The sequence below is a fragment of the Mycobacterium sp. genome (assembly GCF_965229265.1).
Classification (GTDB): domain Bacteria; phylum Actinomycetota; class Actinomycetes; order Mycobacteriales; family Mycobacteriaceae; genus Mycobacterium.
The window spans coordinates 15741-29483 of record NZ_CBDDIY010000008.1 but is presented as its reverse complement, the minus strand read 5'-3'; the positions used below and the strand labels follow the sequence as shown (position 1 = coordinate 29483).

The window sequence follows — 13743 nt, the reverse complement described above, 5'->3', positions numbered from 1 at the left end:
CGCTAGTCCCGATCGAGCAAGCGCTTGAGCACCTTGCCGCTCGGGTTACGTGGCAGCGCCGCGGTGAACACCACGTCGCGGGGTACTTTGAATCGGGCCAGCCGTTGCGCCACATAGGATTTGACGTCATCGGCGGTCAGTGACCGGCCCGGCTTGGTGACGATGAAGCTGCGCAGTCGCTGCCCGAACTCGGCGTCGTCGACCCCGATCACCGCGGCCTCGGCGATGTCGGGATGGCGCTCCAGGGCGTCCTCGACCTCACTGGGGAACACCTTCTCCCCGCCGGAGATCACCATCTCGTCATCCCGGCCGTCGATGAAAAGCCTTCCGCCGGTGTCGAAATGGCCGACATCACCGCTGGAGAGCAGGCCGTCGACGATCTCCTTGCTGCCGCCGCCGGTATAACCCTCGAACTGCATGACGTTGCCGACGAAGATCCGCCCGGGCGTGCCGGGCGGCACCGGCCGGCCGGCGTCGTCGAGAATCCGCACCGCCGAACCGGCCACCACGGTGCCCACACATCCGGGCTCGGCCGCCAGGTCGGCCGGTGTGGCGATGGTCGCGAAGGCCACCTCGGTGGAGCCGTACATGTTGTAGACCACCGGGCCGAACCGCTCCAGCGCGCGCCGGCACAATCCCGCACCCAGCTGCGAGCCGCCGACGAAGATGACGCGCAGGTCAGGAAGGTCCCCGACCGGCCCCTGATCGAGCATGCGGTGCAGCATGATCGGCACGACGATCAGCGCCGTCGCCCGATTGGCGTGCAGGCTGTTCAGCGTCGCGGCGGGGTCGAACCCGCGCCGGATCACCAGCGTCGACCCCAGCACCATCGCGAACATCGCCTGGCTGAATCCCAGGGAATGGAACAGTGGCACCGCGCACTCGGTGACCTCGCGTGCCCGGAACGGCACCTTGCCGAACAGCCCGCCGACCGGGATCAGCGAGTGCGGCTCGGAGCGGGCGGCGCCCTTGGGGGTTCCGGTCGTGCCGCTGGTCAGGATGATGATCTTCGGTGGGATACCCGGTGGCGGCGGGGGAGTTCCGTCGCCGTCGCCGATCAGCCGTTCGAGTGTGTCGGGCCCGCTGGTCTCGGAGTGCCAGGCCAGGAACCGGCCCATCGGCAGTTGGAGGGCGCCGGCCACGGCGGTGAACTCCTCGTCGTGGACCAGCAGCTCCACACCTTCGCGGGCGACGACGTCGGCCAGCTGGTCGGGCCCGAACCCGGTATTGAGCAGGATCAGCCGGGCGCCACACTTGGCGGCGCCGAACACCGCGTCGTAGAAGCCGCGGTGGTTTCGGCACAGCACCGCGACCCCGGTGCCCGGCTGTAGCCCCCGCCGCCGCCAGCCGGCGGCCACCGCGTCGGAACGGCGGTCGAGGTCGCCGAAGGTCAGTGGACCTAGCTCGTCGATGATGGCCACCCCGTCGGGATCCCGCAGCGCCGCGATCCGTGTTCCCGCGCCCATGAGGCCATAGTCGTTGAGGGCCTTGAGTATTCCGGTCAACTGGCCGACCGACAGTGGGCGCACCACCCCGGTGCGCAGCAGCAGACCCGCTGACCAGATCTCCAGCCCGGCGCGGCGCGCCAAGCCCGCGAGAGAACGGATCAACGGCCCGCGCGCCGCACCGCGTTGACCATTCCCCGCACCGCGGACTCGGTGGCCGCCAGCGGTGTCATCACCGCCTCGCCCAGACCGACGATGCGCTCGACCCGTTCGACGATCCCCTCCAGGCGGTCGACGACCGCATTGAGCCTGGGAGCCAGCTCGTCGATGCGGGCCAGCGTGGTGTTGAACACGCCGAGGGTCTCCTCGAAGTACTCCAGCGTGCCGTCCATCCCGGTCATCGTCTTGTTGAGGTCGGTGAGGGCACCGCTCATGCCGGTCAGGATGGTGTCGAGCTGGTCGACGGTGACGTCGGCGTTCAGCGCGGCTTGGGCCAGCGTCTTGATCCGATCGCGACCGCTGCGCGGGGCCGGCCTCTTCTCGGCCTCCGGCGTCTTGTCGACCATCGGGTCAGTCTTGCAGCTTGGCGGCTGCCTCGGTGTCGAGAAGCCACACAGTCGCCTCACGCCCGACCGCGCCCGCGGCAGGTATGTCGGCCGGCTTGGCGCCGCCGATGGCGTCGGCGACCGCGTCGGCCTTGGCCGCACCGGAGACGACCAGCCACACCTCCCGGGAGCGCGCGACGGCAGGCAGGGTCAGGGTGATCCGCCGGGGCGGCGGCTTGGGGGAGTCCTCGACGCCGACCACCAGCCGCTTGGCCTCGGCCACCGCAGGCGTGTGCGGGAACAGCGAGTTGATGTGCCCTTCGCCGCCCATCCCGAGCAAGTGCACGTCGAACACCGGGGTGGGCTCGCCCGGTGCGGCGTTGGCGGCCAGCACACTTTCGTAGGCCAGCGCGGCGGCGTCCAGGTCGGAGCCGAATTCGCCGTCACTGGCCGCCATCGGGTGCACATTGCTGGCCGGAATGGCGACGTGGTCGAGCAGCGCCTCCCGGGCCTGCTTGTCGTTGCGCTCGTCGTCGTCGGCGGGCACATAGCGCTCGTCACCCCAAAAGATGTGCACCTTCGACCAGTCGATCGCCGCGTCGTGGTCGCCGACGTGCTTGAGCAGGGCGATGCCCGTCCCGCCGCCGGTGAGCACGATCGCGGCCTGCCCGCGTACGTCAATGGCACTGGTGATCGCCGCGACCAGCCGGTCGCCGGCCGCGGCCACCAGGGCCGCCGTGTCGGGGTAGGTCTCGACTATTCGGTTCACATGCGCCTCTCTCGGCCGGCTCGATCAGACGTACTGCACCTTGCCAATACCCGCCAGCGCCTCGTGGTAAATCTCGTCCGCATCGAGCCGTCGAAGGTCCTCGGCCAGGCATTCGCGGGTTTCGCGGCGGGGCAGCGGCAGCAGCGCGTCGGGCCGGTCGGTACGGCGCAGCATGGCCGTCACGCCCTCTTGCGGCCGGCTCAGCGTCACCGCCACCGATCCGCGCACCAACTCGACCTTCAGCTCACCGACCGCCCGCTGCACCGGGCCTTCGATGCGGCTGGCCAGCCAGCCGGCCAGCACGTCCAGGGCCGGTTCGTTCTTCAGGCCCGACACCAACGCCGAGGTCACCGGCTCGTACGGCGGTTGATCGATGGCCGACGCCAGCAGGGCGCGCCAGTAGGTGATCCGGCTCCAGGCCAGATCCGTATCGCCGTCGGTGTAGCCCTCGAGCCTGGCCCTTATCGAGGCCAGCGGGTCCTCAGCCGTGGTCGCATCGGTAATCCGCCGAATTGCCAACCGGCCCAACGGATCTTGCGCGGGAACCGCCGGTGCCACACCCGGCCACCAGGCCACCACCGGAGTGTCGGGCAGCAAGAAGGGCAGCACCACGCTGCTGGCATGGTTGGACAGCGGCCCGGAGATCCGCAGCACCACCACCTCGCCGGCTCCCGCATCGCCGCCCACCCGCAACTGTCCGTCCAGTCGCGGGTCGGAGGCGAGCCGGTCGTCGGGAACCACCACGATGATCCGGCAGGGATGCTCCCGGCTCGCCGAGACGGCGGCGTCGATGGCGTCCTCGACGAGGTCCTCGCTGTCGGGGGCGACCACGAGGGTCAACACCCGCCCGAGCGTGATCGCGCCGCCCTCCTCACGAAGCGCGGTGATCTTCTTGTTGAGCGCGTTGGTTGTCGTGTCCGGCAGATCGACAATCATGTTCGGTTCCTCGCACTCGTGCGCATCACGGCCTTCTCCATTCCCGACCGGACCGCGTCAGCATCTCGAACGCCGAGTCCGGACCCCAGGTGCCCGACTCATACGGATCCGGTTTCCCGTGCGCTGCCCAGTAATCCAGCACGGGATCCAAAATCTCCCAAGACAATTCGACTTCGGCGTTGACCGGAAACAGGGATGGCTCGCCCAGCAGGACGTCGAGGATGAGCCGCTCGTAAGCCTCCGGGGAATCCTCGGCGAAGGCCGAGCCGTAGGAGAAGTCCATGTTGACGTCGCGGACCTCCATCGCGCTGCCGGGCACCTTCGACCCGAAGCGCAGCGTGATGCCCTCGTCCGGCTGCACCCGGATCACCAGGGCGTTCTTGCCCAGTTCCTCGGTCATGGTGGCGTCGAACGGCAGGTGCGGTGCCCGCTTGAACACCAGCGCGATCTCGGTGACCCTGCGGCCCAGCCGCTTTCCGGTGCGGAGGTAGAACGGCACCCCGGCCCAGCGCCGGGTGTCGACCTCGAGTTGGATCGCGGCGAACGTCTCGGTGGTGGAGTCCTTGGAGAACCCTTCCTCGTCGAGCAGCCCGACGACCTTCTCCCCGCCCTGCCAGCCCGCCGCGTACTGCCCACGGGAGGTGGTCAGATCCAGCGGCTGGGCCAGCGAGGTGGCCGATAGCACCTTGATCTTCTCGGCCTTGACCTCCTGCGGATGGAAGCTGACCGGCTCCTCCATCGCGGTCAGCGCCAGCAGCTGCAACAGGTGGTTCTGGATGACATCGCGGGCCGCACCGATGCCGTCGTAATACCCGGCTCGTCCGCCCAGCCCGATGTCCTCGGCCATGGTGATTTGGACGCTGTCCACGTAGTGGCTGTTCCAGATCGGCTCGAACAGTTCGTTGGCGAAGCGCAACGCCAGGATGTTCTGCACCGTCTCCTTGCCGAGGTAGTGGTCAATGCGGAAGACCGACTCCTCCGGGAAGACACTGTTGACCACGTGGTTGAGGTCGATGGCGGACTGCAGATCGTGGCCGAAGGGTTTCTCGATCACCACCCGGCTCCAGCGGCCCTCCTGCTGGCGGGCCAGCCCGGATTTCTTGAGCTGCTCGCACACCACCGGGAAGGCCTTGGGCGGAATCGACAGGTAGAACGCATGATTGCCGCCGGTGCCGCGCTCGACGTCGAGTTTCTCCAGGGTTTCGGCCAGCCGGCCGAACGACGCATCGTCATCGAAGGTGCCCTGCACGAACCGGAATCCCTCGGCCAGCCGGTCCCACACCTCCTGCCGGAACGGGGTGCGGGCGTGCTGGCAGACGGCGTCGTGGACGATGGCGCCGAAGTCCTCGTCGGCCCAGTCACGCCGGGCGAATCCGACCAGCGAGAACGACGGCGGCAGCAGACCCCGGTTGGCCAGGTCGTAGATCGCCGGCATCAGTTTCTTGCGGGCCAGATCGCCGGTCACGCCGAAGATCACCACACCGCACGGCCCGGCGATCCGCGGCATCCGCTTGTCTCGCTTGTCGCGCAGCGGGTTGTGCCAGGTCGCAGGGGCGGGCGCGAGTACCCCCGGCACCGGCCGGTCGCCGGTCATTTGGCCGCGGCGTCGAGCTGATCCTGAGTTGCGTCGATCAGTTCCTGCCACGACTTCTCGAACTTCTCCACGCCCTCGTTCTCCAGCACCAGGAACACGTCGGTCAGGTCGATGCCGATGGCATCGAGCTTGTCGAACACGTCCTGGGCCGCCGCGGCGGTGCCGGTGATCGTGTCGCCGGTGACCACGCCGTGGTCGGCCACCGCGTCGATGGTCTTCTCCGGCATGGTGTTGACCGTGTTGGGGGCGACCAGCTCGGTGACGTAGAGGGTGTCGGAATAGTCGGGATTCTTCACACCCGTGGAGGCCCACAGCGGGCGCTGGACCCGGGCGCCGGCCTCGGCCAGGGCGCGGAACCTGTCCCCGCTGAGGAACACCTCTTCGTAGGCCGCGTAGGCCAGCCGCGCGTTGGCGACCCCGGCCTGCCCGCGCAGCGCCAAGGCCTCGTCGGTGCCGATCTGCTCCAGCCGCTTGTCGATCTCGCTGTCCACCCGGGACACGAAGAACGACGCGACCGAATGGATCGTGGACAGATCATGGCCGGCCTGGCGGGCGGCCTCCAGTCCCGCGAGGTAGGCGTCCATGACGGCGCGGTGGCGCTCTACCGAGAAGATCAGCGTCACGTTGACCGAGATGCCCTCGGCCAGCGTCGCGGTGATCGCGGGCAGGCCCGCCTCGGTGGCCGGGATCTTGATCAGCAGGTTCGGCCGGTCGACGATCTTCCATAGCTCGATCGCCTGCAGCACGGTCTTGTCGGTGTCGTGGGCCAGCCGTGGGTCGACCTCGATTGAGACCCGGCCGTCGACGCCGTCGGAGGACTCCCACTGCGGGCGGAGTACATCGCAGGCCTCGCGGACGTCGTCGGTGGTGACGGTGCGGATGGTGGCGTCCACATCGGCGCCGCGCTCGGCGAGCTCGGAGACCTGTGCGTCATAGGCGTCGCCGTGCGACAGCGCCGCCTGGAAGATCGACGGGTTGGTGGTGACACCGACAACGCTGCGGGTGTCGATCAACTCCTGCAGGTTGCCCGACCGCAGCCGGCTCCGGGACAAGTCGTCGAGCCAGACGGACACGCCGGCGGCGGACAGCGCCGCGAGGTTGGGATTCTGTGCCATGACGTTCCTTCTCTTGCTGTTGTCGTTTAGTTGTCGATTGCGCGTTCGGCGGCCGCGGCGACGGCTTCTGCGGTGAAGCCGAATTCACGGAACAGGGTCTTGTCGTCGGCGGATTCGCCGTAGTGCTCGATCGAGATGATCTCCCCGGTGTCGCCGACGAACTTGTACCAGCTCTGGGCCACACCGGCTTCCACCGCGACTCGCGCCGAGACATCCGGCGGCAGCACGCTGTCGCGGTACTCCTGCGGCTGCGACTCGAACCATTCGACGCATGGCATCGACACCACGTAGGCGTTGATGTCCTTGTCGGCCAACAGTTTCTTCGCCTCGACCGCCAACTGCAGCTCGGACCCGGTGGCGATGATGATCACGTCGGCATCGTCGGCCGGGCTGCCACCACCGAGCACGTAACCACCCTTGGCGACCCCCTCGGAACTGGTTCCCTCCAGCACCGGGATGCCCTGTCGGGTCAGGATGAAACCGACCGGGCCGCTGCCGTTGCCTCGGGCGATGATGCTGCGCCAGGCGTAGGCGGTCTCGTTCGGGTCACCGGGACGCACCACCGACAGCTTCGGGATGGCCCGCAGCGCGGCAAGGTGCTCGATCGGCTGGTGGGTGGGGCCGTCCTCGCCCAGGCCGATCGAGTCGTGCGTCCAGATGTAGATGGTGTCGATGTCCATCAACGAGGCCAGCCGCACGGCCGGACGCATGTAGTCGGAGAACTGCAGGAACGTCCCGCCGAACGCCCGGGTCGGCCCGTGCAGCACGATCCCGGACAGGATCGAGCCCATGGCGTGCTCGCGGATGCCGAAGTGCAGCACCCGGCCGTACCAGTCGGCGGTGTAGTCCTTGGTCGAGATCGACGGCGGGCCGAACGACTTGACCCCATTGATGGTGGTGTTGTTGCTGCCCGCGAGATCGGCTGAGCCGCCCCACAATTCGGGCAGCTTGGGCGCGACGTCGTTGAGCACCTGGCCGAAGGCGGCGCGGGTGGCCAGCGGTTTGGACCCCGGCTCCCAGTAGGTGATGTCGGCATCCCAGCCGTCGGGCAGCTCCTCGGCGGTCAGCCGGTCCAGCAACGCCTTGCGCTCCGGTTCGCGCTGAGCCCAGGCGTCGAAGTCACCCTGCCACTTCTCGTGTGCCTCGCGGCCGCGCTCCACCAGCTTGCGGGTGTGCTCGATCACTTCGTCGCGCACCTCGAAGGTCTTGTCGGGGTCGAAGCCCAGCACCTTCTTGGTGGCGGCCACTTCCTCGGCGCCCAGGGCCGAGCCGTGCACGCCACCGGTGTTCATCTTGGTGGGGGCCGGATAGCCGATGATGGTGCGCACCGCGATGAACGACGGCTTGTCGGTGACGGCCTTTGCGGCCTCGATGGCGTCCTCTATCCCGATGACGTTCTCGCCGCCGTCGACTTCCTGGACATGCCAGCCGTACGCGCGGTAGCGCTCCAGGGTGTCCTCGGACAGCGCGATGTTGGTGTCGTGCTCGATGGAGATCTGGTTGCGGTCGTAGAAGACGATCAGGTTCCCGAGCTGCTGGGTGCCAGCCAGTGAGGAGGCCTCGCTGGTGACGCCCTCCTCGATGTCGCCGTCGGAGGCGATGACATAGATGTAGTGGTCGAACGGGCTGGTACCCGCCGGTGCGTCCGGGTCGAATAGGCCGCGCTCGTAGCGCGCGGCCATCGCCATCCCGACCGCCGAGGCCAGGCCCTGCCCGAGCGGACCCGTGGTGATCTCCACACCGAGGGTGTGCCGGAACTCGGGGTGGCCCGGGGTTTTGGAGCCCCAGGTGCGTAGCGACTCGATGTCGGAAAGCTCGAGGCCGAAACCACCCAGGTACAGCTGCAGGTAGAGGGTCAGGCTGGAATGCCCGCAGGACAGGATGAACCGGTCGCGGCCCAGCCAGTGGGTGTCGCTCGGGTCGTGCCGCATCACCCGCTGGAACAGCGTGTAGGCCAGCGGCGCGAGGCTCATCGCCGTGCCGGGGTGCCCGTTGCCGACCTTCTGCACCGCGTCTGCCGCCAGGACCCGCACCGTGTCGACGGCCAGTGAGTCGACATCCGTCCAGTCATCGGGGTGGTGCGGTTGGGTCAGTGCGGCAATGTCTTCGGTTGTGGTCACGAACTCGCTCCTGGCTTGAGATTCGGCTGGCAAGCTGGGGTTGTCCTCTTCACCCTAGTGCCGTCGGGTCGGTTGCTGCAGTGTGCTCCCACCAGCATTACCGGTGGGTGAAGCTTTACGCCTACGACTGTGTCACTACGGTGGAATCGCCGTGAATCGACCCTTCAGTACCGGTCGGGGTGTGGCGCGGTCTACCATCGCCTGTAGTAGATCGTCGTGTCAGGAGTCAGTTGCGTGAGAGTTCGCGAAGTGCACCTCGTTGATGGGGCGCCGAACCGGTTCCGCGACAAGCTCTTGGGCTACCTTGCCCTGACTAAGCCGCGGGTTATCGAGCTGCTTCTCGTAACCACCATCCCGGCCATGCTGTTGGCCGACCGCGGCACCGTCAACCTGGTGTTGATCCTCAACACCCTGTTCGGTGGTCTGCTGGCCGCGGCCGGCGCCAACACGCTCAACTGTGTGGCCGACGCCGATATCGACAAGAAGATGAAGCGCACCGAGCGCCGGCCGCTGGCCAGGGCCACGGTGCCGCGCAGCCACGCCCTGGTGTTCGGGCTCGTGCTGTCGGTGGCCTCGTTCTTCTGGCTGTGGTGGACGACCAACATGCTCTCGGCCCACCTTGCCGGGGCCACCATCGCCTTCTACGTGCTGGTCTACACACTGCTGCTCAAGCGCCGCACCTCGCAGAACGTGGTGTGGGGCGGGGCAGCCGGCTGCATGCCGGTGATGATCGGCTGGTCGGCGGTGACTGGCACCGTCGGGTGGCAGGCGCTGGTGATGTTCGCCATCATCTTCTTCTGGACCCCGCCGCACACCTGGGCGCTGGCGATGAAGTACAAGGATGACTACCGCGCCGCGGGGGTGCCGATGCTGCCGGTGGTCGCCACCGAGCAGCAGGTCACCAAGCAGATTCTGATCTACACCTGGCTCACGGTGCTGGCCACGTTGGCGCTGGTGCCCGCGGCTGGCTGGCTGTATGCCTCGGTCGCCGCGCTGGCCGGGATCTGGTTCCTGGTCATGGCCCACCAGCTGCACGCAGGTGTGCGCCGCGGCAACCCGGTCAAGCCGCTGCGGCTGTTCCTGCAGTCGAACAACTACCTGGCCCTGGTGTTCGTCGCGCTGGCCGTCGACTCGGTGCTGGGACTGCCGACTCTGTTCGGCTGACCCGGTCGATTAGGGACTTTTCGGTCGGACCCGGTGACCTGGGACCCTGTCCCCGGCTCGCATCGTGCGGCGACGATGGCCTCGAATCGTTTCAACGATGCGGGGGAGTATGCGTCATGGCCAGAGCCGGCGCGGTGTCACTGACCGATCAGGACGTCGATGGCATCACCGTCGATTTCCTGCATTCGCAGTACGTCGAGGACACCTACGGCGGCTGGCCCCTGGACCGGCGGCTGGAATCCTTCCTGCGCCGAAGCGGGCTGGGCCGCATCGCCGACGACGGTGACCTAAACGAGCTGGTGCTGCGCCGGGTGATGGCCTACCTCAAGGCCCTCAAAGGCGGTGTCCGAGCCTGACGGTCAGGGCACCAGCACGATCGACCCGATGGTCTTGCGGCCCTGCAGGTCCTGGTGCGCCCGGTGCGCTTCGGCCAGCGGATAGTGGCCACCGACCGTGATCGTGATCGATCCGTCCGCGATGGCGTCCAGTAGTTCGCCTGCGCGCCAAGCAAATTCGTCGGACGTGCGGGTGAAGTGCGCCAGGTTTGGCCGGGTCAGGTACACCGACCCGGCGGCGTTGAGTCGCTGCGGGTCGACCGGCGGAACCGGTCCGCTGGAGGCGCCGAACAATGCCAGCGTGCCCCGGATCGCCAGGCTGGCCAGGCTCGCGTCGAATGTGGTCTTGCCGACGCCGTCGTAGACCGCGGCGACTCCGTGGCCGTTGGTCAGCTCGCGGATGGTGGCTGCGAACCCGGCGGTGTCCTCGGGATAGTCGAGCACTTCGATCGCGCCGGCCTGCCGGCTCAGTTCGGCCTTCTCCGGGCTCGAGGCGGTGGTGATCACCCGCGCACCGAGGCTGGTCGCCCACTGGGTCAGGATCAGGCCCACCCCGCCGGCCCCGGCGTGGACCAGGACGAAGTCGCGGGCCGCAACCGCGTACACCGACTTGATCAGGTAGTGCGCCGTCATCCCCTTCAGCAGCGCTGAGGCGACCGCATCGGCCTGCACTCCGTCGGGCACGTAGGCCACGAAGTCGGCTGGCGCGGTGCAGAATTCGGCGTAGGCGCCGGCGGCATTGGCGGTGACCACCCGATCGCCGGGTTTGATCGCGGCGACGTCGTCGCCCACGGCGGCGACCGTGCCGCACACCTCGGTGCCCAGCACGAAGGGCAGCTCGCGCGGGTAGAGCCCGGAACGGAAGTAGGTGTCGATGTAGTTGACGCCGATCGCGTCCGCCTGGATCAGGACCTCACCCGCACCGGGAGTGGGCGTCGGCTTCTCGACGTAGTTGAGGACCTCGGGACCGCCCGTCTCGGCGACTTCGATTGCGTGCATGTCACTATCATCCCCGCTGTGAAGTCCCCTTCGAAGCTGGCCCGTCCCGACGTCTTCCACCCCCGCATCGTGCTAGCGGGGTGTCCGCAGCTTGCCGCCGGCGACGGCGATGACGACGGCCTCGTCGACGCGCTGCGCAGCCGCGGGCTGCATGCCCGCTGGATGTCCTGGGACGACCCGCAGACCGAGACCGCCGACCTGGTGATCCTGCGCGCGACATGGGACTACACCGAACGGCGCGAGGAGTTTCTGGCCTGGACCACCAGGGTCCGCAACCTGGTGAACGCGCCGGCCGTGGTGGCGTGGAACAGCGACAAGCACTACCTGGAGGATCTGGCGGCCGCGGGAGTGGCGACCCTGCCCTCGTCGTTCTTCGCACCCGGCGAGAAGGTGCGGCTGCCCAAGGGCGAGGTCGTGGTCAAGCCGGCCATCGGGGCCGGTTCGATCGGCACCCGGCGCTTCACCGACCACGGCGGGGCCCGCGCGCATGCGGCGGCGTTGCAGGCCGCGGGCCAGGCCGTGCTGGTGCAGCCCTATGACGCCCGCGTCGAAGGCGGCGAGACCGCCCTGGTGTTCCTCGCCGGCCGCCAGTCGCACGCCTTCACCAAGGGCCCCATGCTGCCGCCGGAAGGTGAGCTGCCGGGGCTCGACGAGTCAGGCACGTTCGCCGCGGAATCGCTGCGGTCCGCCGACCCCGACTTCGCGATGTGGGATGTCGGCTACGCCGCGCTCGACGCCGCCTGCCGCCACCTGGGCATCGGCACCGACGAACTGCTCTACGCCCGGGTCGACCTCATCGGCGACGGCGCTGACCCGCTGCTGCTCGAACTGGAACTGATCGAGCCGTCGTTGGGCTGGCGCCAGCTCGACGAGACGACCCGCGAACTACAGCAGAGGACGTTTGCGCTGGGGGTGGAGTCAGCCTGCGAGCGGCTTGGGCTCGGTCCGCTGTCGCATCGACGCCCATAGCGCGGCGGTGGCCGCGGTGCAGGCCGCGGCTCCCGCGACGTGCACCGCCACCAGGGCGGCCGGCACGCCGGTGAAGAACTGCACGGAGCCGATGACACCCTGCGCCACCACCAGGGCGACCAGGACTGCCAGCCGGCGCATGATCACCCGGGGGGCGAACACCGCCTGTAACCCGGCAGCCAGGCCCACCAGCAAGGCCAGGTAGGCGATCAGCAGGGTGGAGTGCATGTGCACCAGGGTGAGGATCTCCACCTCGAGCCTGGGCACCGGGCGCTGCAGGCTCTTGTCCCCGGCGTGCGGGCCGGCGCCCGTCACCAGGGTTCCGGTGACCAGCGTGGCGGCCAGGGTCAGCGCAGTGAGCAGGGTCAGGTGCCGCAACGGCTTGGGGACCAGGGCGGTGGAAATGCCGTCATCGGGCTCGCCGATCTTGACGTAGAGCAGGGTGGCCAGCCACACCATCGCCATCGAGGCGACAAGGTGGATGGCCACCGTCCACCAGGCCAGGCCAGCCAGCACGGTGATACCGCCGATCACGGCCTGCAACACCGTCGAGGCCGGCATCAACCAGGCATAGACGAGCACCTCGCGCCGGCGGCGGGCCCGGGTCACCGCGAGCACCGCGAGGATCGCGGTGATGACCACCAGGAAGGTGATCATCCGGTTGCCGAACTCCACCGCTTGGTGGATCACGGGGACCTCGGCGTGCGGCACCGGGACGAAACTGCCGGGGAAGCACTGCGGCCAGGTCGGGCAGCCCAGACCCGAGGCCGTCACCCGGACGATGGCGCCGGTGACGGCGATGCCGCCCTGGGTGAGGATGACCGCCGCCGCGATGATGCGCTGGGTGCGCAGGCTCGGCAGTGGCAGCAGGTCCACCAGCCGCAGGAAAATCCGTCCGACGGGCACGGGCCGATCGTAGTTGACGGCTAACTACGGCCCGTAGTAGGGACCGTGCTCAGGTGAACCGGAACCAGCGCAGCGCCGCCAGCGCCGATACCGCGCCCCACACCGCCAGCACGGCGATACCGAACCAGTCGACCGACAGCGACATCGCCTGGGACAGCGACTCGGTGAGCGCCCCGGACGGGGTCAGCCGGGCCACCCAGGTGATCCCGCTCGGGATCGCGCCGGTTTCCAGGGTCAGCGCCCCCAGCCCGGCGAACACGAACCACAGCAGGTTGGCGACGGCCAGCACGATCTCGGCGCGCAGGGTACCGCCGAGCAGCAGACCCATCGCTGCGAAGCCGGCGGTGCCCAAGGCGATGACCACCGCGCCCAGCAGCAGGCCGGCGGGTTGCGGTCGCCAGCCCAGGGCCAGGCCGATGCCACCGAGCAGCAGGGCCTGTAGGAACACCACGCTGACCACCGCCAGCGCCTTGCCGGCGATGATGCCCCACACCGGTAGCGCGGTGGCGCCCAGCCGTTTCAGCGCGCCGTAGCGGCGGTCGAAGGCGACCGCGATGGCCTGGCCGGTGAACGCGGTCGAGATCACCGCCAGCGCCATGATGGCCGGCACGAACACCCCGACCCGGTCGGCGCCGAACGATCCGAACGGCAGCAGCGTGAGCCCGATGAGCAGGGTGATCGGGATGAACATCGTCAGCAGCAGCTGCTCGCCGTTGCGCAGGAGCAGTTTGAGCTCCAGGCGGTACTGCGCGGCCAGCATCCGCGGCACGGTGTTGGGCCGCGGGTCCGGGGTGAAGGTGCCGGCGGGGAAGAGGTCCGTCGCGTCGCTCATGGCTGTCTCCGATT

Annotated in this window: 13 protein-coding genes; 3 read left to right on the top strand and 10 right to left on the bottom strand. The window is 68.5% G+C overall.

Features of this window, described 5'->3' with window-relative positions; translation table 11 throughout:
* Positions 1-2: 2 nt before the first annotated feature.
* From ADBZ9K_RS00670 to tkt, 7 genes are read right to left on the bottom strand one after another with little or no spacing between them, the layout of a single operon-like run.
* Positions 3-1589, bottom strand: coding sequence for a class I adenylate-forming enzyme family protein (locus ADBZ9K_RS00670; RefSeq protein WP_526617789.1), 1587 nt, complete (start codon positions 1587-1589; stop codon positions 3-5).
* A gap of 17 nt (positions 1590-1606) precedes the next feature.
* Positions 1607-2011: an ATPase gene (locus ADBZ9K_RS00665; protein ID WP_526617787.1), complete on the bottom strand. Its 405-nt coding sequence runs from the start codon at positions 2009-2011 to the stop codon at positions 1607-1609.
* A 4-nt stretch (positions 2012-2015) separates the two neighbouring features.
* Positions 2016-2759 (bottom strand): 6-phosphogluconolactonase, encoded by a 744-nt coding sequence (gene pgl, locus ADBZ9K_RS00660; protein ID WP_526617785.1) that lies wholly within the window; start codon positions 2757-2759, stop codon positions 2016-2018.
* A 24-nt stretch (positions 2760-2783) separates the two neighbouring features.
* Positions 2784-3695: a glucose-6-phosphate dehydrogenase assembly protein OpcA gene (gene opcA, locus ADBZ9K_RS00655; RefSeq protein ID WP_526617784.1), complete on the bottom strand. Its 912-nt coding sequence runs from the start codon at positions 3693-3695 to the stop codon at positions 2784-2786.
* Positions 3696-3720: 25 nt separating this feature from the next.
* Positions 3721-5289 (bottom strand): glucose-6-phosphate dehydrogenase, encoded by a 1569-nt coding sequence (gene zwf, locus ADBZ9K_RS00650; RefSeq protein WP_526617782.1) that lies wholly within the window; start codon positions 5287-5289, stop codon positions 3721-3723.
* On the bottom strand, positions 5286-6404 hold the full coding sequence (tal, locus tag ADBZ9K_RS00645; RefSeq protein WP_526617781.1) for a transaldolase: 1119 nt from the start codon (positions 6402-6404) through the stop codon (positions 5286-5288). The genes zwf and tal overlap by 4 nt, the downstream gene beginning before the upstream one ends.
* A 26-nt stretch (positions 6405-6430) precedes the next feature.
* Entirely contained in the window at positions 6431-8524 is a 2094-nt protein-coding gene (tkt, locus tag ADBZ9K_RS00640; protein ID WP_526617780.1) for a transketolase, read from the bottom strand.
* Between the two features lie 234 nt (positions 8525-8758).
* On the opposite strand from tkt, the gene ADBZ9K_RS00635 reads away from it, so the two are divergent.
* Together ADBZ9K_RS00635 and ADBZ9K_RS00630 are read left to right on the top strand one after the other, a co-directional pair.
* Positions 8759-9688, top strand: coding sequence for a heme o synthase (locus ADBZ9K_RS00635; RefSeq protein WP_526617778.1), 930 nt, complete (start codon positions 8759-8761; stop codon positions 9686-9688).
* Between the two features lie 116 nt (positions 9689-9804).
* Complete coding sequence (locus ADBZ9K_RS00630; protein ID WP_526617776.1) at positions 9805-10044, top strand: hypothetical protein; 240 nt, start codon at positions 9805-9807, stop codon at positions 10042-10044.
* A 3-nt stretch (positions 10045-10047) separates the two neighbouring features.
* Here ADBZ9K_RS00630 and ADBZ9K_RS00625 read toward each other — a convergent pair whose 3' ends face one another.
* Entirely contained in the window at positions 10048-11022 is a 975-nt protein-coding gene (locus ADBZ9K_RS00625) for a quinone oxidoreductase family protein (protein WP_526617774.1), read from the bottom strand.
* A gap of 18 nt (positions 11023-11040) precedes the next feature.
* Here ADBZ9K_RS00625 and ADBZ9K_RS00620 point away from each other — a divergent pair, with 18 nt between their 5' ends.
* Positions 11041-11991: an ATP-grasp domain-containing protein gene (locus ADBZ9K_RS00620; protein WP_526617772.1), complete on the top strand. Its 951-nt coding sequence runs from the start codon at positions 11041-11043 to the stop codon at positions 11989-11991.
* On the opposite strand, the gene ADBZ9K_RS00615 is transcribed toward ADBZ9K_RS00620, so the two are convergent.
* Together ADBZ9K_RS00615 and ADBZ9K_RS00610 are read right to left on the bottom strand one after the other, a co-directional pair.
* Entirely contained in the window at positions 11941-12870 is a 930-nt protein-coding gene (locus ADBZ9K_RS00615; protein ID WP_526617845.1) for a COX15/CtaA family protein, read from the bottom strand. The genes ADBZ9K_RS00620 and ADBZ9K_RS00615 overlap by 51 nt on opposite strands.
* A gap of 76 nt (positions 12871-12946) precedes the next feature.
* Positions 12947-13729 carry an ABC transporter permease gene (locus tag ADBZ9K_RS00610; protein ID WP_526617771.1) on the bottom strand — a complete coding sequence of 261 codons (783 nt, stop codon included), beginning with the start codon at positions 13727-13729 and terminating at the stop codon, positions 12947-12949.
* Positions 13730-13743 lie beyond the last annotated feature (14 nt).